Genomic DNA, 22,456 nt, shown 5'->3' with positions numbered 1-22,456 from the left:
AGCAGCCGGTCCCAGCCGGCGTAGGCGAGGCCGACCTGTTCCTGGGCGGCGATCCGCAGCCCGTAGTCGACCGTCCTGGCCTGCTCGGAGGCCCAGGCCGCGACGGAGCGCTCCAGCTCGGCGGAGTGGCCGCGGCAGGCGCCGAGCAGTCGGCGGGTGATCCGGTCGGCCACGGCGAGGGGGCCTCGGTGCCCGACCGCCACGGCGGCGTTCAGACTGCGAACGAAGCGGCGGGCGGCGGCGATCTCCGGGTCGGCGGAGGCGGCGCTGCCGGCCACCACGGGTGCCAGCAGGGCGCGCAGCTCGCCGGCCCGCATCCACCAGAGGAAGGGCGAGCCGATCACCAGCACCGGGGCGGCCCCTTCGGGCCGGTCGTGCTCCTCCAGCCAACTGTCGCAGTCCGGGGTGAGGGCGATGGCGGAGGGCGCGGGGACGTCCAGCCGGCCGGCGAGTTCGTCGATCAGCCGGTACAGCTCGGGCGCCTCGGCGTTGTGCAGTGTGACGACGGGCGTGGCGGGCGGAACGGCTTCGGCTTGCGAGTGCCGGACCAGTCCGGTCAGGCCCAGGCTGAGCACCACTGCGGCGCAGACTGCCCAGTAGACCGCCTCCCAGGCAACGCCGTCGGCCGTACCGGGCGCTCCGAACCAGCCGGTGAGCGAACAGGTGAGGAGTCCCACGGCCACCACGACCGGCAGTGCTGCGATCGCCTGCGCGAGCCGGCGAATTCGGAGGATGGCACGGGCGTGATCACGACCGAGCGCGTTGACATGAGTCCGAGCGGGTGAAACCACTGTTCGCTGCCCGAGGTCAACGGACTCGGCGGTCGAACCTCCAGGGTGTGCGTCAGCGTGTGCCAGCACGACGGATTCCCGGCGCTGTTCCGCGTGAAAGCGGGAATGAACCGGGAACATCGAGCGTCGGTCGTGTGCGTTGCCGGCCGGAGTAGGCGTGGTGGTGTCGGTGGCGTTGCCGTCACCGGTCTGCTCCGGCCGTTGTGACGGGAGCCCTGGTGCGACGTCCTCGACTGCAGTGCCTGGGAGGCTTGCGGACGCGTGTGCTGTCGGGGGGAGAACGACGCCGAGCAGACTGGCAAGCACACGACGGGGAAGGCTGTAGCCAGAAAAGGCAGGCGCGTGAGAGGTCATCGGAGTATCAGATGAACCCACCAGTGTGCTGAGAAGTCGGCGCGCGAAGGAGTCGGACGTCATTCCGCACCTCCCGTGAGACCGGGACCTGCCTTGACACTCATGCCTTCGAGATCGCTGAACTCATCGTCGGTCGGTAGGGAGACGGCACGCGCTATCTGGGTGGGGCTGCCGCCGGTCGTTGGGATTCCGGCGACCGCGGCGCTGAGTTGGGGATTGCTCCCCAGCCGCAGAAGCAGTGCCGGGGCACCCAGACCCAGGATGAGCGCGACCCATGGGCCACTGATCTGACCTCCCCAACCGAGCGTTCCTGCCGGGACGGCGCCCAGGAAGGCGCGAAACGGCAGCGCACAAAGGTGAGCCGGTAGATCGACGTAGACACGAAGCCTCGGCGGCTTCTGCTTGACGAGGCCTTTTGGGGTCCGGCGTGCGCGCTGCCAGTCGCGGACCGACGCGAACGCCAACACCATCTCCACCACGCTGCCGCCGCAGGCACCCAAGAAGGAGCATTGCCACCAAATCACCTGCACTCCTTAGGCGGTGGTCGATCGCGAGGCAGAGTTCCTGTCGCTGAATCCAATCGTAGGTCCGGGCGGTGGGGCCCGGCAGGTGTCCGGACCGAAAGGTGAACTCGGCTTGCTCCTAGTGGATCTCGCTTCTGTCGGTGGGCATGAAGCGGGGGGCCAGCACGCGCTGGTTCTTCCGCTAAGGCGGGCACGCGGGACGACGAAGCGGTCCGGGTGGGCGGCGTGGGTCGGGGGCATGGGTCGGGGGCGTGGGGGTACACGGTGGCTGCGGGCGGGTCGGCGGCGCGCGGGTTTCGTCCCCTCGGGCATCGTGCGTCGCCGCCGTCCGGCCGTTCCTGGGGCCTCCCGATCCGGACCTGCGGCCGGGTCGGGAGGCGCGGTCGTTGCCCGGGGTCAGGCCGGGACGGACCGGATCACGACCAACGATCCCTCGTAGAAGGGCTTTTGCCGCAGGGAGCCGAATCGTTCGTCCCAGGTTCCGTCGGCCAGGTCGCTCCGCAGGTCCGCCGCGAACCGTTCGCGGGCCCGCTCGTCGACGAAGCTCCAGGCCGAGCAGGCCTGTCGGGCGCCGGGGTCGAGCAGCATCTCGGGGCGCGCGTAGTACGCCTCGTTGAAGCCGTCGGTGCAGTCGGCGGGGATGGGCACCGGGGTCACCGTCGTGTGTCCGCCGAGGGCCTCGGTCATGGCCGCGACGGACGGATAGCGGCGCGCCTCGGTGTCCAGTACCTCGGGTGCGTACGCGTACAGCCAGAAGTCCCGGACGAGTTCGGGGTCGCAGGTCAGGACGACGACGGGACCCCGTGCCACTCGGCGCATCTCGCGCAGTCCCGCGCGGTGGTCGTTCCACTGGTGCACGCTGAAGGTGGTCATCGCCGCGTCGAACGCGTCGTCGTCGAAGGGCAGGTGTTCGGCGACGGCGTCGACGGCGGGCGGCAGGTGGGCGGGCCGCTGGGCGCGCATCGACGCGGACGGCTCGACCGCCGTCACCGCCAGCGTCGCCGACTCGTACGAACCGGCGCCGGCACCGACGTTGACCACCGTGCGGGCCCCGCCCAGGGCGGCGGTGATCACCTGCCCGATTCGTGCGTCCGGCTGCCGGTAGCGGGCGTATCCGCCGCCGATCGTGCCGTAGTCCGCGTCGCCCGCGCTGCCGTCGACCCCGCGTCCGTTCATGATCCGAACCTAGCCGCGCTGTCAAGGTTCCATTCCGCCGACCGGGGCGTGGGAGGCGTGGGGCGCGGGCGGCGGCGGGTTGCCGGGTCACCCGTGGTGAGTGACCCTCAGGCCCGGTACGTGAAGCGGCCGAGGTAGTGCAGGGAGGTGCCGTGCGGGTCGGTGACCACGTTGGGGGTGAAGACGCAGATCGCGGCGTCGGCCGGCTCGGTCGACTCCACTCGCGGCAGCCACTGGTCGGCGTACGAGGTGTCGCGGAGGAGGATGCCGGGGGGAACGGGGGCGAGGTGGCCGTCGTCGCGGGCGTGCACGGCTTCGACGCACAGCGGTTCGAGCTCGGCGATTCCGGTCTCCGTCATGAGGGCGGAGGGCACCGCGCCACCGGTCTCCGTCCACGTCTCGTCGACGTGGTCGCGCAGGTCCTCGAACGACGAGAACCGGCCGCGCGAGAGGAAGACGTGCACCACACCGGTTTCAGCCACCCGGTGATTGTGGCCCGGCACGTCTCCCGCGCGCGACCGGCCACGCGTACGGCCACGCGTACGGCACGCCGTTCACACGCCGTGGCCGCCGTCGGCGGGTTCGGTGTCGTCAGGTCGGGAACCCGCGTGTTCCCGCAGGTCGGCGAGGCGCGGGTCGTCGAGGATCCTTCTCGTCTCCGCGCGGGGGATCCCCAGGTGGCCTGCGGCGTGGATCTCGTCGCCGGCCCAGCAGAAGGCCGCGCGGATCTCCGCCTCCCAGGCTCCCGGGTCGCGCTCGCGTCGTGCGGCGAGTTCCGCGACGCGGGCGTCCTGGGTGGCGAGCGCTTCGTCGACGAGTTGTTCGCGGACGCCGGGGCGCTCTCGTACGGTCTTCGCGGACCACCAGTAGGGCTGGTCGTCCGAGGGTTGCGTGTCCTCGTACACGGCGACCAGCCCCAGCAGTTCGATCGGGTTGTCGGCCCAGAAGGTGAAGCCGTCCTTCTCGGCGAGCCAGGCGTCGCGTGCGGTCTCGTCCTCCTCGTCGGAGAGCTCGACCTTCAGGTGGTAGCCCCGGCGGCGCAGGAGTTGGAGGCAGGTCTCCCACACGTTGGCGTGGCTTGCCAGTGAGGCCATGCGGTCACTCCGGTCTTCCGGTGGCGGACGTTCCCCTGGGCGGCAGCTGTGGCCCGGGCTACTCCGACGGCCGAAAGGCCGCCCCGGCGGCTTCGGCATAGCTGAGGAAGGCCGCCCCGGCCGAGGCGACGTGCAGGTCGACGACGACCTCCTCGCCCGAGGGGCGGCCGCCCTCCGAGATCGCCAGGCCGATCAGTGCCAGGTCACCGGCCTGGCCCCGGAGTTCGTACTGCTCGCGGGTCTCCTCGCCGAGGTCGCCCGAGTCGTCACGCTCCCAGGCGTCCACCGCGGCCTGGGCCACCGCCCTGGGCAGTCGCACCGTGACGCGGCCGACCTGGGCGTGGACGTGCTCCCCGACCGCGGCCAGTACCTTCGAGTCTTCCCGGTAGAGGGCGTACCGCTCGTGATCCACCATGGGGCGAGGCTACTCGGACCGCTGGACCTGTCTCGACTGCATTTCGGCCCGACCGGGTCCACCTGTGCGGTCGGGGCGATGGCGGGGGTTCGCCGGGGTGCACCTCGGTGCGGGATCCCGGCGGGGCCGGTGAATCGGCCGAGCGTGCAGCCGTCCTCCCTCTTGCCTGAAAATCGGTCAAGCCTACGCTGGCGAGCCTGGCGAGCCTGGCGGCATGAGCGACAGGGAAGGCCCGGTGAGGGAAATGCTGCGCAACGGTCCGGAGCCCTGGGACCTGCTGGTGGTGCCGGCGATCGTGATCCTGCTGTTCGGTTCCAAGAAGCTGCCCGACACGGCGCGCGGACCGGGCAGGTCGATGCGCATCCTGAAGACCGAGACGGCGGCGATGCGCGAGGGCGCCCAGGGCACCGAGGAGGCTGCCGCGCCGACTGCCGAAGCTTCTGCCGCGCCGGCCCCTCAGGCCTCGCAGGCGAAGGCCGACGGGCCGGCCCGGCCCGACCGGACGGCCTGAACCGACCGGCGGCCCCGGTCGGCGCGCCCGGTCTCACCAGGCCGGGCGATGGTCCTGGGGCGTCGGGAAGACCCAACCGGGAACGGCGGTCTCCGCGGTCTCCGGCCGCCACAGCAGCCCCGGTTCGGGCGGGAACTCGTCCGTGGCCGGCGCGCGACCGTAGTAGCGCTTGTGGCCGGGGAGCGGCACCTCCGTGAGGACGCCCTCCCGCATCATCCACAGCCCGAAGCAGTCGTCCTCCTCGTCGTGGATCAGCACCTGCACGCTCGCCGGGTGCGGCCACGCCAGGGACTCCAGGTGCCGGAGCAGCCCGGACCGGGGCCGCATCCGGTGGAACTCGATCACCCACCCGCCGGCGAACAGGCCGAGCGGCTCGAAACAGCCCTGCCAGCTGCGCGCGTCGTCCGGCCGCGTCAGGGGTTCCATGACCTCGTCGGCGTACGGCGCCAGCACGATGACCTGCGCGATTCTGCTCATGCCGCAGTATCCGCGCAGACCGTGCGCCGGCGGCAAGCGAATTCCGGGGTGGTGGGCGCGGCGATCCGGGCCCGGTCGGGCCCGGATCCCTGGGTCGGATCCACGGGGCCGGAACAGGTGGCTCAGCCCGGTGCGGGGGCGGCTCCGGAGCCGGGGGCGGCCTCCCCGTCGGGTCTCTCGTGCGTCCCGGTTCCCGCGAGGTCTGCGGGGCCTGCGAGGTCTGTGGGGCCTGCGGGGCCTGTGGGGCCTGCGAGGCCTTCCAGCTGGTGGATCAGGGTCTTGAGCGTGGCGATCTCGTCGTGCAGGGCCTTCTTGCCGTCCTTGGTGAGCTGGATCCAGGTGCGGGCGCGTTTGCCCTCGTAGCCCTTGTCGATCGTGACCAGGCCCGCCTTCTCCAGGACCCCGAGGTGCTGGGAGAGGTTGCCGGCGGTGAGGCCGAGCGTGGTGCGCAGGAACGTGAACTCCACCCGCCGGGCTTCCCTGGCCACAGCGAGGATGCCCAGGCGGACGCGTTGGTGCACGACGTCGTCGAGGCTGCTGGTGGGGTGTTCGGTCATGCGGCCGACCGGCCCTGGATCCGTTGCTGCACCGCGAGGCCGATGCCGCCGAGCAGCAGCACGCCCCCCTCCAGCAGGATGTACGGGAGGTCGCGCCACGGCGACGGGTCGGGGACGCCCCCGGTACTGAGCATGATGCCAAGGTACCCGCAGGCGATGACGAGGAGCAGCCAGCTGCGCTCGATGCGGGCGAGCAGCAGCAGGGCCAGGCCGATCGTGCCCGCCGGGCTCACGATCGTGTCGAGGACGGGGGAGACGGGCGACGGGCCGCGGAGGTCGGCGAGGAAGTCCGGGTGCAGGACCGTCCACGCCACGTAGGCGGTGATGAGCACGACCAGGGCGATGCCCAGTGCCAGGTACGGTCCGACCCTGGTGCCCAGGCCGCGGCGAGCGGAACGGCGAAGGTAGAACCAGCTGATCGCGGCGTAGGCGAGGAGCAGCGCCACCGGCCAGTACCACATGGCCGGCGGGAAGTCCCCGTTGTGGTCGCCCTGGCCGTAGCGGACCACCGGTGCGGCGCCGAGGCGCACGGCGGCGAAGACCAGGAGGGGGAACCAGGCCCCGCGTTGCTCGCGGCGGACGCGGTGGACCAGGGCCCGCTTCATGGCCAGGAGGCCCTGGGGGTCGCTCGGGGGCTGAACGGGTTGGGTCGTCATGAGGACAAGGTTTGCATTACAAACTGATTGTGTCTAGAGATCAGTTTGCGAAGCCCTGATCGAGGACGGCCGGGCAGGGCCGGGGCGCCGGGGCCCCGGCCCTGCGGTGTCAGGCCGTGGACTCCCGACGGTCGATCACCGTGCGGAGCTTGCCGCTGGTGGCCGTCCGCTCGAAGTCCCCGCTGTCGGCCGACTCGACCGTGAAGGCCAGCAGGTCCTCCGCCACCGCGGAGGCGAGCTCGGGGATCGCGGCCGGGAAACAGGCCGCCGCGGCCGCCGCGTCCGGGGCGTACCGCTCGTCGAGGCGGACGGTGATCCGCTCCCGGTCGTCACCGGTGTCCAGGAGCAGCTGCAGCTCCCCGCGGTAGCCGAGGTGCTCCTGCGCCACGGCCTCGAAACGCCGGACGTTGAAGAAGTACGTGCCGACCCGGACGACGTCGCCGTACCGGCCGAGGAGTTCGACGCGCGGGGTGTGGCTGCCGCACGGGCAGACGCCCTCGACCGCGCGGCCGAGGTCGCCGATCTGGTAGCGCTCCAGGCGCTGGCCGGCGCGGGTGCGGGTGGTGAAGACCAGGCGGCCCGGCAGCCCGGCGGGGGCCGGCCGGTCGGCCTGCGGATCGAGGATCTCCAGGGTGTGCAGGTCCGTCAGGACGTGGTGGACCGAGCCCTCGGCGTGGGTGCACTGGTAGCCGAGCGGCCCCAGGTCGGTGCTGCCGTACGCCGCCGAGCGGATCACCTCGACGCCGAACTCCTCGGTGAGCACCCGGCGTTGTTCCTGGGTGAAGTGCTCGCCGCCGTAGAACACCTTCCGGATCCCGCCGTACGCGCGCAGGGCCTCGCCCTCGGCGTGGAACAGCTGCCACAGGTAGGACGGCATGCCGAACACCGCGTTCGCCCCGTACGTCACCAGTGCCTCGGCCGTGGCGGTGTGGTCGGGACCGGCGGCGATGGGCAGTTGGGTGGCGTTGAGGCGCTCCAGGATCGAGAAGAAGCTGATGAAGCTCCCGTACATGCCGCCGCAGTAGAAGAGGTTGGCGGCGCGGTCCCGGGCCGGGTCGAACCCGGCGGCGAGCAGGCCGTCGGCGGAGGCCCGCATCTGGGTGTCGTAGTCGGCGTTGGTGAACACCGACAGGGCCGGGGTGCCCGTGCTGCCGCCGCTGCGGAACAGGAGGTGGGCGTACTCCGGCGCCAGGGTGCGCAGGCTCTCCTGCACACCGGCCTTGTCGAGCAGCGGGCCGGCCGGGGCGGGCGGGACGACGGCGGGGGCCGCCAGGTCGTCCAGGCAGGCGGTGGTGGCGAAGGCCGCGTCCGCCCGGACGCTGACGCGCCGGCTGTACCGCTGCAGCGCGTAGACGCCGTCGTGCGGCTCGCCGTGGTAGCCGTCGAGCATCCCGCCGACCGGGGTGACCCGCAGCACGCCCGCGGCGAGCACGGCCCGCGACAGCCGGGCGACGTCGGCGCGGCGGCCGGCGATCGCGGCGGTCTGCAGGTAGCGGCGCATCGGACGCAGGGTGGCCATCACGCGGGCGCGGGGCAGCGGCTTGACCCAGATGCTGCGGTGCAGCGGTGAGGCGGCCAGCGCCGGGCGGGTGTCGGCGAGGACGCGCCAGGAGCCGTCGTCGGCGGCGATGACCCTGGTCAGCCCGAGGTGCTCCTCCAGCCGGGCGAGCAGTTCGGTGGTGGTGATCTCGGCGTGCTCGGCCGGTTCGAGGACGGGCCGGGGCAGCGTGGCGGACGCGGCGGCGAGGTGGGCGGCGAAGCGCTCGGCGAAGGCGAAGACCTCGTCGGCGTCCTCGGCGTCCTCGGTGTCCTCGGTGTCGAGGTAGACCACCTGGGGGCTGGAACAGGCCTGCTGTTCGAAGCGGCAGACGTCGGCGGCGAGCGCGTCGAGCGTCGCCGTGTCCGACCAGGCGTCCCGGGTCAGGTAGGCGAAGGAGATCCGGTGACCCCATTCGATCAACCGGCAGCCGGCCGGGACCAGTTCGGCGACCGAACGGACGGCGTCCTCGCCGCCCCAGACCGCCACCGCGTCGGCGGGCGCGCACAGCAGGCGCAGCCACTCGGTGCGGGCGGAGGAGAAGCGCAGTGCGACGACGCGTCCGGCCAGGGCGCCGGTCGGGTCGGCGGCGGCCAGCGCGGCGAGGAGGTGCTGGGCGAGCGGGGTGTCGCTGCTGCTGGTCTTCAGCACGTTGAGGTTCCCGGTGAGCAGGCCCTCGATGACGCTCAGCGGTGCGACGGCGGCCGCGTTCCCGGGGGCGATGTGCACCAGCAGCCCGACCGGTGCCCAGGCCTCGAAGGTGGTCTCCCGGGCGTCGGGCCGGGTGAGGCGCTCGGGGCGCAGCCCGCCGAGTTCGCGCCGGAGCTTGCGTTCCAGGGCCGGGCGCCCGATCGCGTCGGCGATCTCGGCGAGCGTCGCCGCTGCCTCCTCCGGCTCGGTGCCGCCGTCGGTCAGCACGCCGAGCAGGCGGGTGCGGACGGCGCCGCCCGGCGTGCCGAGGGCGTCGGCGAGCACCTGGCAGGCGTTCAGCACCAGTTCGGTGGGCAGCGGGTCGGCGAGGGCGCGGGCGGCGAGCTCCGGGAGGTCCGCGAGCTGGCGGGCGGCCTCCTCGTCGTCGATGAACGCGCCCTGCCAGAAGTGCGTTCCGGCCGTTGCGAGTTCGCGGTGCACGGCTTCGGGGTCGGCGGCGGCGAGGTTCACGGCTTCGGGGCTCACGACGTCGGCGTCGGCGGCTTCGGGGTTGACGGCTTCGGGGTTCACGACAGTCCCTTCAGGAGTTCGGCGGCGGCCGCCGCGCAGTTGCGGTTGCGGCTGACACCGGCGCGCCCGTGGATGGTGAACCACGGCGTGGGCAGCGAGCAGGGGCACTCCTCGGCGGCGTGCAGCGAGGCGAGGTCGCCCATGACGACGCTCTGCGCCGGCACCGAGGTGATGTACGGGGAGACCAGGTGGAGGAAACCGCGTTCGCCGTACGGCAGCGGCCGCAGGGTGCGGGTGTCGCGCACCGCGGCCCGCGACCAGACCGGGACGTGCAGGCGGTGGTGCTCGCACTCGATGTACGGCACGCAGTGCTCGACCGAGCCGAAGGTGTCCCGGATCCGCTCCGGCGGGACACCCAGCTGCTCGGTGACCGCGGCGTAGAACTCGTCCTTCCCGATCTGCCGGTCGGTGTGTCCCTTCCAGCCGCCGCCGAGCAGGACCAGGGAGCCGGCCGGCAGCCGCAGCGGCGGCAGGCCGAGGGAGCGCATCCGTTCCAGGGTGAAGTGCAGGAACGCGGGGAAGCCCAGGATCCGCACCGGCAGGCCGTCCGCGGCGTAGCGCTGCAGTGCCGCGATGCAGCCGTGGACGTCGAACTCGTGGCCGCCGCCGGTGTGCCGCAGGGCGTGCGTGGTGTGGGCGGCCGGCGCGAAGTCGCACAGGTAGTTGTCGGTGAACGAGGTGCCGAGCCTGAGCTGCGGGGCGGGTTCGTAGCTGTACAGCAGGTAGTTGACCGGCTGGTCGGGGGTGATCCAGCCGTAGTGGTCGAAGATCCGCGCGACCATGCGCTGCGCGGAGCGGATCGTCCAACTGTCGAAGAACATCTGCGACTTCTGGCCGGTGGTGCCGGAGGAGGTCAGGTGGAGGAAGACCTCCTCCCGCGGGATGGAGAGCACCTCGTGCCGCTTGAAGAAGTTGGCGTGCACCAGGGGAGCGCGGACGTCCTCGCCGACGGTCGGCGCGGCGGCCTCCGCCGGGCCGTCCAGCAGGGAGCGGTAGAACGGCGAGCGCCGGGCGTGCCAGGCGTGGCTCTCCGCCATCGCGGCGGCGAACAGGCGGTCGGTGTCCGGCCCGGCCGCGTACGGGGAGGCCAGGTCGCACAGCTGCTGGACGTTCGGGAGCGCGGCGGGGTCGGGAACCTCGACCGGCGCGAGATGGATGTTCACGGGGGCAACCTCGGGATCGGTCATCGGGCAAGCTCGGGATCGGTCATCGGGCGGCCTCGGCCGGGGGAAGGGGCAGGTAGGTCGAGGTCCAGGCGGTCAGGTAGGCCGGCAGGTACGGCTGGAGCGGGCTGCCGACGGCGGTGGTCCGGAAGTCGATCTGACGGCTGGTGCGGGACAGCACGACGTAGTCGTGGAACCGGTCGCCGATCCGGCGCATCGCCGGGTAGACGGCGCTCGGGATGAACCCGGCCGCCAGGAAGGCGTGCAGCCCGGCGGTGTCGGCCAGCGGCAGCAGCGTCTCCACGTAGTCGGCGCCCGCCCGGGTGACGGCCGCCATCAGCGGCTCCAGCGCACCGGCGACGGCTGCCGGGGACGGGTGCACCGCGACCAGCGAACAGCTCGCGGCGACCGGGTCCAGGTCGGCGTACGCCTCGAACGTGCCGTCCGGCGGCGTGAGGACGGCGTTCGGGACGTGCAGCGGGAAGAACCGTTGCGCCGGGTCGGGGAAGAGCTCCAGGAAACGGCGGCGGACGAACCCGGGCGCGGTGATCAGCTCCATCGGCGCGGTCACCGGCGCACGCCGCCCGGCGGGGGCGAGCGGGCCGTCCACCGGCCGCGGGTCGCCGTAGCACAGGCCGGTGCTCTGTCGGGCCGCCTCCAGCAGCGGGACCAGGGCACCGGGCACCGCGTCGACGCCCTCCCGTCGGGCCAGGACGCCGTCGGCGTGCCGGGCGAACAGCGCCAGGCTCTCGCAGCCGGCCACCTCGACGGCGTTCGGCAGCAGACCGAGCGCGCGGAAGCCGTTGCGGGCGAAGACCTGCTGCGGGCCCGGGGTGACCACCCGCACGGTCGCGTAGATCGAGTCGGGTCCGCCGGTCGCGAAGGCGTCCGCGCAGACCGCGGCGGTCAGCCGCCCGGCCAGGCCGCCGCCGCGCTGCTCGGGGTGGACCGCCAGGCCCACCAGCTTGCCGATCCGGCTGCCGGGGTCGGTCTGCACGGCCACCGAACCGGCCAGGTGGCCCACGCCCTCGTGCCGTGCGGTGAGCCAGTGGGTGTGCGGGTCGGCGATCAGACGGCGCATCTCCGCGGGGTCGCTGCCGAGCGCGACCGGGTAGCCGTGGCCGTAGACGTCGAAGTAGAGCTGGCGCAGCTGGGCGACGTCCTGCGGGGCGGCGGGGGCGATCGTCAGGGTCATCGTGCGTCCCCGCTCGGGTGTGCGGCCGGGGCCGGGTGCTGGTCGGACGGGTGCCGCTGCACCGACGGGTGCTGCTGCTCCGACGGGCGTTGCGGGTGTTCGGGTGGGGACGGGTGTCCCTGCGGGGCCGCCACGGGGTCGGGGTTCGCCGGTTCGCGCCGGCCGGTCCACCACAGGGCGGCGGCGACCGGCAGGACGCCGAGCGCCTGGACCAGGCAGAGCGTGCGCGGCGAGAGGTGGTCGCCGAGCAGGCCGAACACCAGCGAGGACACCGGGAAGGTGGCACCCAGCAGCGCCTGCATCACGGCGAAGAAGCCGGCCCGGTCCCCGGCCGGGACCAGCCGCTGGAACAGGGCCACGAACCGTACGCCGATCACGCCCACGCACCAGCCCGCGACCGCCATCGACACCACGGCCGCGGCCTGGCTGCCGAGCAGGCCCGGCAGGGCGAGCGCGGCGGCCAGCAGGCCGAGACAGCCGGCGCCGACCACGGTCGGGGCGCCCGGGAGACGGCCGCCGGTGAACGAGCCCACCAGCGTGCCGGCGCCGAGGGCCGCCTCCAGCGCGGCGACGGTCGAGCCGTCGGCGTGCAGCACCGCACGGGTGAACAGGGGCATCACCACGAACACCGCTGTGGTGAACAGGTTCGCTGCGGCGAAGCAGAGCAACACCCGCCGGACGAAGGGAAGTTCGGCCAGGATGCGGCGCAGTGGCCGTGTCGCGGCGGGTTCACCGCCGTCCGCGGCCGGGTCGGCCGTGTTTGCCGGGTCGGCCGTGTTTGCCGGGCCAGCCGTGTTTGCCGCGTCGGCCGGGCCGCCCGGGAAGCGGGTCGCGCCGATCAGGGCGGCCGCCAGCAGGTAGGCGCCGGCACACCCGGCGACGATCCCCGCCAGACCGGCGGCGTCGACCACCAGCGGGCCCAGCAGGCCGCCGGCCAGCCCGGCCAGCGACTGGGTGCCGAGCTCGAAGCCGGTCGCGGCCTCGATGTCGGCGTCCTCGACCAGCTCGGGCACGGAGGTCGTCAGACAGGGGTCGAAGACCGCCTGGCAGCCGGCCAGCAGCAGTGCCGCGCCGTACGCGACGGCCATCGGCAGCGCCGTGGTGTACGTCCAGGCGGCCGTGCCGAGGGCGATCAGGCCGGCGGTGGCGGCCGAGACGCCCAGCACGGTGCGGTGCGGGCAGCGCGCGATGACCCTGGCCACCAGCGGCGCCAGCGCCACCGCGGGCAGGGTGCCGACGGCGAGGAAGGCGCCGGAGGCCAGGCCCCGGTCCGGGCCGGCGGCGTACCCCACCAGCCACCACACCGCGCCCACCTGGAACATCCGTCCGGCGGCCTGGGTGAGGACCTGGGCGGCCCACACGGCGCCGAACCGCCGGTTGCGCAGGACCAGCGGCAGCCGGAACCCACTGGTGGCGGGCGTCGTCGCGGTGTCCGTTCCGGTGCCCGTCACGAGTGCGGCCGTTCGTCGAGGACGCGGATCAGCTTGCCCGTGCGCGGGTTGACGGTGAGTTCCCGGTGGCGCACCCAGTCGACGGACAGCGGGTGGACGTACCCGGCGGCGACCGCCTCCGGGTACAGCGGCCGGGCCGCGTGGATCCCGTCCCGGACGGCGGCCGCCAGCTCCGGCAGCCCGGCGGGGGCTCCGTCGCAGGCCAGGCGCAGCACCAGGCCGTCCCGGCCGTCCCAGCGGCGCACGACCAACTGGACGCCGGTGGCCCGGCCGGCCGGGTCGGCGGCCCGGACCAGGTCGAGCACGTCCTCGGTGTACAGCGACACCGGCCCGACCCGGACGCCCTCCTGGGCCCGGCCGAGGATGCGGAACAGCCCGGCGTCGGGGTCCGTCCACTCGGCGCGGTCCCCGACGGGGTAGCGCAGCACGGGCATCAGCCGTCGGCGCAGGTCCGTCACCACGACCCGGCCCGGCACCCCCGCGCGGGTGATCGGCTCGTCGGTGTGCTCGTCGAGGATCTCCACCACCGTCTCCGGGGCGAACACCCGGTGCACCCGGGTGTCCGGTCCGGGCACCGGCCGGCCGAGCAGCCCGGCGTCGACGGCGGCATAGCCGATCGAGGAGACCCGGGCGTTGGGGAACACCGTGCCGAGCAGCGGCTGCTGGTCCTGGTAGAGGCCCTCGCCGCCGAACAACAGCAGCTCCACGGAGGGGAGTTCACGACCGGAGGCCAGCAGGTGATCGGCCAGCCCGCACAGCGTCGTCGGCGTTCCGGCCACCACCTCGACCTCGAACTGCTCCAGGGTCCGCGCGGTGGACTCCAGCGGCGCGGCCCCGCCGATCGGCAGCCGGACGTTGGCGACGGGCGAGTGGTGCAGCGCGTCGAGGATGAAGGTGTAACTGGCGTACAGGTCACCCGCGTAGAAGAGATCGGCGACCCGGTGCCCCGGGCGCAGCCCGGCGTCGACCAGCCCGGCGCCGAAGGAGGTGGTGAACGCCCGCCACTCCTCGCGGCTGTAGAACGAGAACTTGGGCGAGCCGGTGGTGCCGCCGCTCTTGAAGACCACCGCCTCCTCCAGCGGCCCGGTCAGCAGCCGGTTGCCGCGAGGCGTGTTCGCCTGCCAGAACTCGGCCTGCGGGACGACCGGGAGGTCGGTCAGCCGCAGTGTCCGGTCCGGCAGGCCGGCGTACAGCTCCGCGTAGAAGGGTGAATTGCGGCGCGCGAACCGTACGAGTTCCGCGATGGGTTGAACGGGCATGAATTCCTGCTCTGAGGCTGTGAGGAGAACGGACCGAGCGGGCGGTACCCGGATTCCGGGTACGCACAGAGCATTCGGTCGACACTGAGGCGAAGTCAGGAGAAGCTGCCCCCCGGCTCGCAGGAAGAGAGGCTAGCACCTTGATGGACCTTCGAATTCCAGCCCCAGGCCTCCCGTCGAGGTGGTGATCGGGCGACCTGAGGCTTCATCAGCGGCGATTTCCGAAGGTCCGGAATGACATGGTGAGCTGCGTCTCAGTGGCGAATTCGGCGGGCGCACATGAAATGTCTCGAATTCAACTAAAGGCAATCGGGGAGGATTCCGCCCGAACGGTGCGGCGGGCGGCCCGCCCCGCAGACGGGTCGGGATCCGGCGGTCCCGCTCCCGCACCGGCCCGCCCCGTTGATACCGTCCTGAATCCGCCGCACCACCCTGGAGCCCGGATGACCGACACGCCGCCCGACACCGCCGAAACCCGGAAGCCGGAAGGATTCAGCACCGCCCGCCTGGAGGCCTTCAGTGACGGAGTCTTCGCGATCGCGATCACCCTGCTCGTCCTGGACCTCCACGTCCCCGAACCCGACACCCTCCACGGCCGGTCGCTGGCCGCCGAGCTCGTCCACCAATGGCCCGCCTACTTCGCCTACTTGGTGAGCTTCCTCGTCATCGGCATCATCTGGATCAACCACCACGCCATGTGCGCGCTCGCCGGCCGGGTCGACCGCCGGACCCTGTTCGCCAACCTCTTCCTCCTGCTGACCGTCTCCGTCATCCCCTACCCGACCAGGATGCTCGCGGCCTACCTCACCGCCCGCCACGACGACGCGAGCACCGCCGCCGCCCTCTACGCGGCCACCATGCTCGCGATGGGCATCGCCTTCTCCCTCCTCTTCCTCTCCTTCACCCGCGACGCCCGCATGCTCCACCACCCCGTCCCGCCGCAGGCCCTCCGCGCAGCCCTGCGCCGCTTCGGCGTCGGAGGACTGTGCTACGCCGCCACCATCGCCCTCGCCTACGTCAGCCCCATCGCCATGCTCGCCACCCACGCCGCCCTGGCCGTCTACTACTGCTTCGACCAACTCGCCCCCGCCCGCGCCACGAAGGCGTGAGCTCGCGAGCCGGCGAGCAGCGCGGTCACACCCCTCCGGGAGGAACCGCAGGCGAGCGTGACCGCCCCGGGCGCCCAGCCGCGGGGAACCGAGGAGCGGACCTTCGCGCGGGCGCAGCCGGCGCGGGCCCGGCGCGTGCCGCCGGACGTCGGGCGGGCTGCGGGTCGACGGGCGGGCTGCGGCGAGGGATGGGGGTCCCCGTAGAGTTGGGCGGGGCGCACCCGGGGCCGTACGGGCCGCACCGCTTCCCGCCGGGCCCGGCCCGGGCGGGCCGCGGATGCCGGTCGCGGGTGGAGCCGGGGGTGTGCGGGTCGGCCGCAGCGGATCGGGGAGAGAGATGTCGAGGGACGGCCAGGACGCCAGGCGCCCGCACGGGGAGCTCGTCGCGGACGTGCTGGCGGTGCTGTGGGCGGCCGGTGAGCCGCTGACGGCCCGGCAGGTCAAGGGCGCGCTGCACCAGGACCTCGCCCGTACGACGGTGACGACGATCCTCGCCCGCCTGCACGAGAAGGGAACCCTGGCACGCACCCGGCCGGGGCGTTCCTTCGCCTACGCGCCGGTGGCGGACGCCGCCGGACTGGCGGCGGGCCGGATGCGTCAGGAGCTGGAGAAGGAGCCGCACCGGGACCTCGTGCTGAAGCGGTTCGTCTCCTCGCTCTCCGCCGACGACGGGGACGTCCTGCGCCGTCTCATCCTCGAAGCGGAGTCCGGACCGCCCTCGGTGGTGGAGGGCCGGGTGGAGCCGGGGGCCGGGGCGTGACGCTGGTCCTGGTGGTCGTCGCCCTCGCCGTCGCCCTCCCGTGGGCGGCGGTGCCCGCGGCGCGCGGGCTGGCCCGGCTGCTCCCGCCGCGCGAGGCCGCGCTGGCGCTCGCGGGCTCGGCGGTCCTGCTGGCGGGCAGCACGGTCACGGTCCTCGCGGGCCTGTTCCACGTCCCGTTCCTGGCCGGCCTGGAGCACCTGTCGCTGTCCGGCGTCGTCGCCCGGTGGCCGGCCGTGGTGCCGGTGTCCTGCGCCGCGGGAACCGCCCTGGTCGTGCAGGCCGTACGGCTGGCGCTGCGGTGGCGGAGGCAGCGCGCACTCCTCGCCCGCGCCTGGGACCTGGCCGGCGACGGGACGAGCGACGGCGATCTGCTCGTGGTCCCGGGTGAGGACGCGGAGGCCTTCGCGCTGCCCGGTCACCGGGGTCGCCCGGGCCGTGTCGTGGTCTCGGTCGGCATGCTCCGCGCGCTGGACCCGGCGGAGCGCGCGGTGCTCCTCGCCCACGAGCGCGCCCACCTGCGCGGGCGCCACCACCTGCTGTCGGCCGCCACCGACCTCGCCGCCGCCGTCCATCCCGCGCTGGGCCGGCTGGGCTCCGACCTCGGCTACCACCTGGAGCGGTGGGCCGACGAACGGGCCGCCCGCGCGGTCGCCGACCGGCGCACCGCCGCGACCGCCATCGCCCGGGCGGCGCTCGCCGGGGCACCGTCCGTGCGGCCGGACGCGGTGCCGCTGCTGTCCGTGACGTCCGGCCCGGTGCCCCGGCGGGTCCGGGCGCTCCTGGGCCCCGAACCCGCCCGTCCGACGGGCCGCGGGGCGCGTGCGGCCGTCGGCCTGGTCGCCGCCGTGGCGGTCGCGGTGCTGCTCGCCGTGGTCCTGACCTACGGGTTGCACGAGTACGTCGAGTACGCCGCGCAGGTCCTGAGGTCGCACGGCACGGTCTGACGACAATGATGTAGACCAACTCTGCGGGCCCGGGTATGGTGACGCTCGGACTGCCCCGCGCGGACCGCGCCCCCAGCCGCCCGCCGGCGATCAGGGACCGTGTTCACCCCGGTCCCGGGGTGCGGCGTGCCCGCGAGGGCGCCACCTGGACACCCCCTGGACACCCCCGGCCCGAGCGCACGGTGGCCCCGGACGATTGGACCTGGCGTGTACGACGGGAGGACGGGGTCGACGAGCCCCTTCGAACAGACCGTCTACCTGCTGTCGACGGCCGGCAAAGCCGTCGACCGGCTCCTGGCCGACCGCCTCGACGCACGCGGGATGAGCCCGGTCCACCAGGTGCTGCTGTCCGCGCTCGCCCGGCTGGGGCCCCACGGACGCGGTGACCTCACCGCGCGCACCGCCGCACCCGAGGCCGACGCCGCCCGGGCCCTGGACGACCTCCTGTCGGCCGGACTCGTGCACTCCCTGGTCGTCCACATCGGCGGGCAGCAGGAAGTGCTGACGATCACCCCGGCGGGACAGGCGGCGCTGGACGTGCTGCACGACGACGCGTCCGCCGTCCAGGACGACCTGCTCGCCGCGCTGACGCGGGGCCAGCGCGCCGAGCTCAACTCCCTGCTGAGACGGGTGTGCGCGGCAGCCGCCCGCAGCACCGAACGCCACACGGCTCCGCGTCGAGGCCCCGGCTGGGTGCTGACCGGCGGCCGGCGCCGCAGATGGGTCCCCGAGGAGCGCGCAGCCGGTGCGGCGGCGCGAGCGGACGGGACGGACGGGGCGGGCCCGGCGGGCGCGGTCGGTGCGGCGGCGCGAGCGGACGAGGCCGCAGGTGCCGGCGGACGCCGTCCGTCAGGACGCCGCCCCCGTGCGTCCGCGCCCCGCTGACCGGCCACCCGAACACCCGTAGTGCGTGCGGCACTGCGACACACCCGGAGGAAGCGATCCGTGACCCGATACAGCATCGACCCCGACCGGCACGAGCTGATCGCCGCCTGGGGAACCGGTGAGGGCAACCTCGCCACCCGCATCGCCGTCCTCCCCGCCGACGGGGCCGTGTCCGCGCTCCTCGGACTCTCCAGCGCCCTGACCCAACTCTCCGACGCGGCCTGGCGTTCCTACACCCACCCCGCCGACGCCGCCGACGCCGCCGGCGCCTCCGACGCCGCCGGCACCCCGGATCCCGACACCGACGGCCCGCACCGCGAGCGGGAGGACGATCCCATCGGCGAGGTCGCCCGCGCGATCGCCGCACCGAACCCGCCCCGCCGCGGCGCCGTGCTCGTCTCCTCCGGCCACCTGCTCGAATCGGCCCACCGGGTCGGCCGGACCCTCCACGACCTGGCCGATCCCCGCCTCACCGAAGCCGTCCTCGCCGAGACCGCCACCGAACTCGCCGCCGTGGAAGCCGCCGAACTCGGCGACCTCACCGGCCGCGCCCAACAGGCCGTCCTGCTCAGCCGCGAGGACGCGTCCCCGGTCCAGGTCGCCGCCGCGGACCGCCTCCTGGAACAGGACCCCTTCGGCCCGGCCGCGCTGTTCTCCGCGGTGGACCCGACCGCCGCCGCCGTCGCGGCCGCCCACTGGCTCGCCGCCGCCGTCGAAGTCACCGCCCAGGCCACCGGGTTGGACCCCGTCCGGGTCCTGCAGCAGGCCGACGCCGTCGAGCCCCTCGCCCACGAGACCCCCGCCGTCGTCCTCGGCCTGATCGAGACCGGCGTCTCCCCGTACGACGCCGTCACCGGCCTCGTCCGGCACGCCATGCAGATCACCGAGGGCCTGCTGCCCATCCCGGTCGCCCTGCGCGATCAGGTCGACGACACGGAGGAGGACACCACCGACTACCCCGTCGAGGAGGACCCGGGCCTCACCGACGTCGCCCTGCGCCTCACCCCGCTGGACCCCCGCCGACCCGCCCGCAGCCTCCTTGAGGTCCTCGTCGGCGGAATCCACGCCTGCTGGCTCATCCACGCCGAGTACGCCGCCCCGGCGGCCGATCCGGACACCGATCCGGACACCGGTTTCGACACCGGTTTCGACGGTGACCCCGACGGCGACCCGGCGGCCCGGGACGGCGACGGACAGGCCGGCCGGCAGCGGCGCAGCCGCGACCGCTTCGCCCGGCTCGTCCGCGCGACCGCCGCCCGCCACCGCGGCCGGCTGGTCTGACGCCCCTCCGGCGAACGACCCCCCGACACGCGGAAGGCCGTGGCCGGGGATCGGTCGTAGCCCGCGGTGGTTCCGAACCGCGACCGGACACGGGAGAGCCGATGTCGATCCTCGCCACCCGGCTACTGCCCGCCGAGGACGGCGACGCGGCGGCGCCGCGCGTCCACCAGGGACCGCACGTCGACCCTGCGGACAGCTTCGCCATGTCCGGGTGGCCGGCGGCGCGAGTGGCCTTCCGTCGGACGTGCTGGGCTTCCGGTCGCGCGGGCCCCGGTGGGAGCTCTGGACCCCGCCCCCGCCGGCTCCGGAAGTGAAGTGGCCCGCTCCTCGATGGCTTCGAGGAGCGGGCCGCTCGGCAGAGCCTGACGGCTCTGACTCAGGAGGTGATCAGGCTGCGGACCGCATCGCTGACTTCGGGCAGGTTGCCGGGCTGGGCCCACTGGTGGGCGTCGTGCTCGGTCAGGACGATCGGCTCGGTCTTCTTCACGGTGACGGCGAAGTTGAACTGTCGGGTGGTGCCACCGCGGCTGTTCTCGTAGTCGAAGTGCCCGAGGTAGCCGGTGACCTGGTCGATGGTCAGGCCGGTCTCCTCGTTGGTCTCGCGGTGCAGGCCGTTCAGGATGCTCTCCCCGGCCTCGACCGTCCCGGAAGGGATCTCCCACAGGCCGCCCATGTAGTCGTCGGCGTTGCGGCGCACGAGCAGGACCCGCCCGTCGTGGTTGATCACGGCGGCGGCGACGAAGCCGGTGATGCCGGCGGCTGAGGCGTCGGCCGCCAAGCCGGCCACGAACTCGGGGGAGGTGACGGTCACAGCAGCTCCTTGTGATGGTCGCTGATCTTCATGGCCGCGCGGGCGTACTGCTCGGCCAGCTCCAGATCCTGCTCACGATGCCAGACCGGGAGCTTGATCGTGTGGGCATAGGCATGCTCGGCGACCGGGAAATCGCCCGGCTCGTACCGACGGTGGGAGTGCGGGTGACCGGGGAACAGCATGCTGGGCTGCTGGTACAGCGGCAGCTGATTCATCGGGCAGGTGGAACCGGGCCGGTCGAACTCGGTGGCCCCCTCGGCGATCAGCGCCTGGTGGAACCGCTCGATCGACAGGCCGCCGATCTCGTCCGGCCGGTAGGTGAGCGTCAACCCGTACCAGGACGGGATCACCTCGTCGGGCATCTCGGTGACCTCGAGGCCAGGTATCCGGGCCAGCCGGCGGGTGAGGTAGCGCGCGATCTCCGCGCGGCCGGCGAGGTAGCCGTCGAGGCGGGCGAGCTGGTCGTGGGCGATGGCGGCGGCGAGGGGGTGGATGCGGAGCTTGAGGCCGGCCCCGGTGACCGCGTACCGCGCGAGCGGATGGCCTTCCGGGATCTCGGTCTTGGCCCGCTTGTTGTAGTGCGCGAGCGTGATGATGCGGTGGTAGGTGTCGTCGTCGTCCGTGAGGACGAACCCGCCCTCGCCGCCGGACAGCGGCTTGGGGCCGTTGAGGGAGAAGGCCGAGGCGAGGCCGAAGGTGCCGACCTTGTGCCCGGCGATGCCGGCGCCGTGGGCGTGGGAGCCGTCCTCCAGCAGCGCCAGGTCGTGGGCGTTCGCCAGGGCGACGAGGTCGGTCATGTCGGCGGGCTTGCCCCACAGGTGGGTGACCATGATGGCCCGGGTGCTGGGCGTGATCAGCTCCTCGATCCGGTCGGGGTTGATGTTGCCGTCCGGCCGGGTCTCGCACAGCACGGGCACCGCGCGGAGGTGGAAGAGCGGGGAGGCGGTGGCGTGGAAGGTCCAGGCCGGGACGATGACCTCGTCGCCGGGCTTGATCCTCGCGGCCCAGTAGGTGGCGTGCAGGGCGGCCGTACCGGAGCTGGTGGTGACCGCGTGCCGGACGCCGAAGTACTCCTGCAGGCCGTTCTCCAGCTCGGCGACGATGCCGGACCGGCCGGGGATGGAGATTGACTCCTCCAGCTGAGCGGCGACCTTGGCGCGGGTGGTGTCGTCGATCGGCGGCCAGCTGAAGTGCGGGCCGCCGGTGGTGACGGCGGGCTTGCCGCCGAGGAGGGCGAGGGTTGAGGTCACAGCATCTCCTTCGGGTCGATGTAGCGCCCGGCTGCCTTGGACTCGTAGCAGGAGGCGATGAAGGCGGCGTGGGCGAGGTGCTGTTCGGGGCCGGAGGTGTTGGGGCGTTCGCCGTCCAGGACCCGGCAGAAGTAGTCGATCTGGGCGGTCGATGCGCTGGCGGGCGCGTGCGGCCGGGCGAGCTCCTCCACGACGGTGCCGTTGAGGTCGAGCCGCTGGAGGTGGCCCTTGGTCAGCAGCACCGAGCCGCGGGTGCCGACGACGTGCAGCTTCTCGGTCTTCGGGGCCGCCCAGCGTGAGAGCAGGACGGAGCCGTAGAGGTCGGATTCGTAGCCGAGCTGGATGACGGCAGTGTCCTCCGCGTCGTAGCCGGCCTCGGGCAGGGCTGAGGCCGAGAAGTCGGCGATGACGCGGCTGGGCAGGCCGAAGTACCACAACAGCAGGTCGATGAGGTGGTAGCCCATGTCGATGATGCAGCCGCCACCAGCCTGCTTGACGTCCCCGCGCCAGCCCGCTCCGGGGTCGTCGGTGTGGAAGGTGTACTGGCCGTCGATGAGGAACGGGGTGCCGATCTGGTCGAGGAACTGCACCACGCTGGTGTAGATCGGGTTGAACCGCCGCTGGAGGGTGACCATCAGCTCCACCTGCCCAGCCTGGCAGATCGCGGTGAGTTCGCGGGCCTCGGCGAGCGAGGTGGCGAACGGCTTCTCCTTGAGGACGTGCACGCCCCGGGCCGAGCACTCCTCGATCACGGCCCGGCCCGCGTGGTGCGGGACGGCGACGATCACGAAGTCCGGACAGACGGTGTCCAGCAGATCGGCGGGCCGGGTGAAAGCAGGTACCTGGAAGAATTTCTGACGCTCGCGCAGGATGTCGGGGTTGCTGTCGCAGATCGCGGCCAGTTCGGCCCTGCCGGAGCCGAGCAGGCCGGGTAGGTGGTCCTCACACGCTTGGTGGCCGAGACCGATGACCGCAGCGCGTCGCTTCATGGGCAGAGTCCTTCCGCTTCGTGAAGGAAGTTCTTCGGTGTGCCAC

Annotated in this window: 22 protein-coding genes and 1 pseudogene; 6 read left to right on the top strand and 17 right to left on the bottom strand. The window is 73.2% G+C overall.

Annotated elements, in window-relative coordinates:
- The 6 genes and pseudogenes from ACFV04_RS05060 to ACFV04_RS05035 form a co-directional block, all read right to left on the bottom strand.
- Nucleotides 1–695, bottom strand: a pseudogene (locus ACFV04_RS05060) (hypothetical protein); the annotation flags it as partial.
- Between the two features lie 509 nt (nucleotides 696–1,204).
- Nucleotides 1,205–1,669 (bottom strand): hypothetical protein, encoded by a 465-nt coding sequence (locus ACFV04_RS05055; RefSeq protein WP_380526867.1) that lies wholly within the window; start codon nucleotides 1,667–1,669, stop codon nucleotides 1,205–1,207.
- A 396-nt stretch (nucleotides 1,670–2,065) separates the two neighbouring features.
- Nucleotides 2,066–2,845: a class I SAM-dependent methyltransferase gene (locus tag ACFV04_RS05050; protein ID WP_380526865.1), complete on the bottom strand. Its 780-nt coding sequence runs from the start codon at nucleotides 2,843–2,845 to the stop codon at nucleotides 2,066–2,068.
- 107 nt (nucleotides 2,846–2,952) lie between these two features.
- Entirely contained in the window at nucleotides 2,953–3,327 is a 375-nt protein-coding gene (locus ACFV04_RS05045) for a hypothetical protein (protein ID WP_380526864.1), read from the bottom strand.
- A gap of 72 nt (nucleotides 3,328–3,399) precedes the next feature.
- Nucleotides 3,400–3,939 carry a hypothetical protein gene (locus tag ACFV04_RS05040; protein ID WP_380335028.1) on the bottom strand — a complete coding sequence of 180 codons (540 nt, stop codon included), beginning with the start codon at nucleotides 3,937–3,939 and terminating at the stop codon, nucleotides 3,400–3,402.
- A 58-nt stretch (nucleotides 3,940–3,997) separates the two neighbouring features.
- Nucleotides 3,998–4,354, bottom strand: a complete 357-nt coding sequence (locus tag ACFV04_RS05035; RefSeq protein WP_380335030.1) for a hypothetical protein — start codon at nucleotides 4,352–4,354, stop codon at nucleotides 3,998–4,000.
- A 214-nt stretch (nucleotides 4,355–4,568) separates the two neighbouring features.
- On the opposite strand from ACFV04_RS05035, the gene tatA reads away from it, so the two are divergent.
- The gene (gene tatA / locus ACFV04_RS05030) at nucleotides 4,569–4,865 is read left to right on the top strand and encodes a Sec-independent protein translocase subunit TatA (protein WP_380526862.1); all 297 of its coding nucleotides are present in this window, start codon (nucleotides 4,569–4,571) and stop codon (nucleotides 4,863–4,865) included.
- A 33-nt stretch (nucleotides 4,866–4,898) separates the two neighbouring features.
- Here tatA and ACFV04_RS05025 read toward each other — a convergent pair whose 3' ends face one another.
- The 8 genes from ACFV04_RS05025 to ACFV04_RS04990 form a co-directional block, all read right to left on the bottom strand.
- Complete coding sequence (locus ACFV04_RS05025) at nucleotides 4,899–5,342, bottom strand: hypothetical protein (protein ID WP_380335034.1); 444 nt, start codon at nucleotides 5,340–5,342, stop codon at nucleotides 4,899–4,901.
- Nucleotides 5,343–5,464: 122 nt separating this feature from the next.
- Nucleotides 5,465–5,899, bottom strand: a complete 435-nt coding sequence (locus ACFV04_RS05020) for a winged helix-turn-helix domain-containing protein (protein WP_380526860.1) — start codon at nucleotides 5,897–5,899, stop codon at nucleotides 5,465–5,467.
- Nucleotides 5,896–6,555 carry a hypothetical protein gene (locus tag ACFV04_RS05015; RefSeq protein ID WP_380335040.1) on the bottom strand — a complete coding sequence of 220 codons (660 nt, stop codon included), beginning with the start codon at nucleotides 6,553–6,555 and terminating at the stop codon, nucleotides 5,896–5,898. Before ACFV04_RS05015 ends, ACFV04_RS05020 begins: the two co-directional genes overlap by 4 nt.
- Nucleotides 6,556–6,664: 109 nt before the next feature.
- Nucleotides 6,665–9,313 (bottom strand): acyl-CoA reductase, encoded by a 2,649-nt coding sequence (locus ACFV04_RS05010; RefSeq protein WP_380526858.1) that lies wholly within the window; start codon nucleotides 9,311–9,313, stop codon nucleotides 6,665–6,667.
- Entirely contained in the window at nucleotides 9,310–10,476 is a 1,167-nt protein-coding gene (locus ACFV04_RS05005; protein ID WP_380526856.1) for an acyl-protein synthase, read from the bottom strand. Before ACFV04_RS05005 ends, ACFV04_RS05010 begins: the two co-directional genes overlap by 4 nt.
- 43 nt (nucleotides 10,477–10,519) lie before the next feature.
- The gene (locus ACFV04_RS05000; protein WP_380335048.1) at nucleotides 10,520–11,671 is read right to left on the bottom strand and encodes a GNAT family N-acetyltransferase; all 1,152 of its coding nucleotides are present in this window, start codon (nucleotides 11,669–11,671) and stop codon (nucleotides 10,520–10,522) included.
- Nucleotides 11,668–13,122 (bottom strand): MFS transporter, encoded by a 1,455-nt coding sequence (locus ACFV04_RS04995; protein WP_380526854.1) that lies wholly within the window; start codon nucleotides 13,120–13,122, stop codon nucleotides 11,668–11,670. Before ACFV04_RS04995 ends, ACFV04_RS05000 begins: the two co-directional genes overlap by 4 nt.
- Nucleotides 13,119–14,381 (bottom strand): phenylacetate--CoA ligase family protein, encoded by a 1,263-nt coding sequence (locus ACFV04_RS04990; protein ID WP_380526853.1) that lies wholly within the window; start codon nucleotides 14,379–14,381, stop codon nucleotides 13,119–13,121. Before ACFV04_RS04990 ends, ACFV04_RS04995 begins: the two co-directional genes overlap by 4 nt.
- Nucleotides 14,382–14,824: 443 nt before the next feature.
- Between ACFV04_RS04990 and ACFV04_RS04985 the strand changes: the two genes are divergently transcribed.
- The 5 genes from ACFV04_RS04985 to ACFV04_RS04965 all read left to right on the top strand — a co-directional run bounded on the left by ACFV04_RS04985 (nucleotide 14,825) and on the right by ACFV04_RS04965 (nucleotide 19,360).
- Nucleotides 14,825–15,490, top strand: coding sequence for a TMEM175 family protein (locus tag ACFV04_RS04985; RefSeq protein ID WP_360261203.1), 666 nt, complete (start codon nucleotides 14,825–14,827; stop codon nucleotides 15,488–15,490).
- A 337-nt stretch (nucleotides 15,491–15,827) separates the two neighbouring features.
- Complete coding sequence (locus ACFV04_RS04980; RefSeq protein WP_380335055.1) at nucleotides 15,828–16,250, top strand: BlaI/MecI/CopY family transcriptional regulator; 423 nt, start codon at nucleotides 15,828–15,830, stop codon at nucleotides 16,248–16,250.
- Nucleotides 16,247–17,194: a M48 family metalloprotease gene (locus ACFV04_RS04975; protein WP_380526851.1), complete on the top strand. Its 948-nt coding sequence runs from the start codon at nucleotides 16,247–16,249 to the stop codon at nucleotides 17,192–17,194. The genes ACFV04_RS04980 and ACFV04_RS04975 overlap by 4 nt, the downstream gene beginning before the upstream one ends.
- Before the next feature lie 207 nt (nucleotides 17,195–17,401).
- The gene (locus ACFV04_RS04970; RefSeq protein WP_380335060.1) at nucleotides 17,402–18,079 is read left to right on the top strand and encodes a MarR family winged helix-turn-helix transcriptional regulator; all 678 of its coding nucleotides are present in this window, start codon (nucleotides 17,402–17,404) and stop codon (nucleotides 18,077–18,079) included.
- A 60-nt stretch (nucleotides 18,080–18,139) separates the two neighbouring features.
- Nucleotides 18,140–19,360, top strand: a complete 1,221-nt coding sequence (locus ACFV04_RS04965; protein WP_380526849.1) for a hypothetical protein — start codon at nucleotides 18,140–18,142, stop codon at nucleotides 19,358–19,360.
- 376 nt (nucleotides 19,361–19,736) lie between these two features.
- On the opposite strand, the gene ACFV04_RS04960 is transcribed toward ACFV04_RS04965, so the two are convergent.
- Genes ACFV04_RS04960 through ACFV04_RS04950 form a run of 3 tightly spaced genes read right to left on the bottom strand, consistent with a single transcriptional unit; the run spans nucleotide 19,737 to nucleotide 22,410 of the window.
- Entirely contained in the window at nucleotides 19,737–20,171 is a 435-nt protein-coding gene (locus tag ACFV04_RS04960; RefSeq protein WP_380335066.1) for an NUDIX hydrolase, read from the bottom strand.
- A complete protein-coding gene (locus ACFV04_RS04955; protein WP_380335068.1) occupies nucleotides 20,168–21,421 on the bottom strand; it encodes a DegT/DnrJ/EryC1/StrS family aminotransferase in 1,254 nt (417 codons plus the stop codon). The genes ACFV04_RS04960 and ACFV04_RS04955 overlap by 4 nt, the downstream gene beginning before the upstream one ends.
- The gene (locus ACFV04_RS04950; RefSeq protein ID WP_380526847.1) at nucleotides 21,418–22,410 is read right to left on the bottom strand and encodes a Gfo/Idh/MocA family protein; all 993 of its coding nucleotides are present in this window, start codon (nucleotides 22,408–22,410) and stop codon (nucleotides 21,418–21,420) included. Before ACFV04_RS04950 ends, ACFV04_RS04955 begins: the two co-directional genes overlap by 4 nt.
- Between the last annotated feature and the right edge of the window lie 46 nt (nucleotides 22,411–22,456).

This window comes from Kitasatospora sp. NPDC059599, assembly GCF_042735125.1.
GTDB lineage: Bacteria > Actinomycetota > Actinomycetes > Streptomycetales > Streptomycetaceae > Kitasatospora.
Note: the sequence above shows the minus strand (reverse complement) of the source record. Positions and strands in the feature narration are given on the sequence as shown.

Excerpts from the sequence above, each read along its gene's own strand:
- tatA (WP_380526862.1), top strand. The coding sequence starts at position 4,569 with ATGAGCGACAGGGAAGGCCCGGTGAGGGAAATGCTGCGCAACGGTCCG.
- ACFV04_RS05040 (WP_380335028.1), bottom strand. The coding sequence starts at position 3,939 with ATGGCCTCACTGGCAAGCCACGCCAACGTGTGGGAGACCTGCCTCCAA.
- ACFV04_RS04980 (WP_380335055.1), top strand. The coding sequence starts at position 15,828 with ATGTCGAGGGACGGCCAGGACGCCAGGCGCCCGCACGGGGAGCTCGTC.
- ACFV04_RS05035 (WP_380335030.1), bottom strand. The coding sequence starts at position 4,354 with ATGGTGGATCACGAGCGGTACGCCCTCTACCGGGAAGACTCGAAGGTA.
- ACFV04_RS05000 (WP_380335048.1), bottom strand. The coding sequence starts at position 11,671 with ATGACCCTGACGATCGCCCCCGCCGCCCCGCAGGACGTCGCCCAGCTG.
- ACFV04_RS04950 (WP_380526847.1), bottom strand. The coding sequence starts at position 22,410 with ATGAAGCGACGCGCTGCGGTCATCGGTCTCGGCCACCAAGCGTGTGAG.
- ACFV04_RS05050 (WP_380526865.1), bottom strand. The coding sequence starts at position 2,845 with ATGAACGGACGCGGGGTCGACGGCAGCGCGGGCGACGCGGACTACGGC.
- ACFV04_RS04990 (WP_380526853.1), bottom strand. The coding sequence starts at position 14,381 with ATGCCCGTTCAACCCATCGCGGAACTCGTACGGTTCGCGCGCCGCAAT.
- ACFV04_RS04985 (WP_360261203.1), top strand. The coding sequence starts at position 14,825 with ATGACCGACACGCCGCCCGACACCGCCGAAACCCGGAAGCCGGAAGGA.
- ACFV04_RS05025 (WP_380335034.1), bottom strand. The coding sequence starts at position 5,342 with ATGAGCAGAATCGCGCAGGTCATCGTGCTGGCGCCGTACGCCGACGAG.
- ACFV04_RS05020 (WP_380526860.1), bottom strand. The coding sequence starts at position 5,899 with ATGACCGAACACCCCACCAGCAGCCTCGACGACGTCGTGCACCAACGC.
- ACFV04_RS05015 (WP_380335040.1), bottom strand. The coding sequence starts at position 6,555 with ATGACGACCCAACCCGTTCAGCCCCCGAGCGACCCCCAGGGCCTCCTG.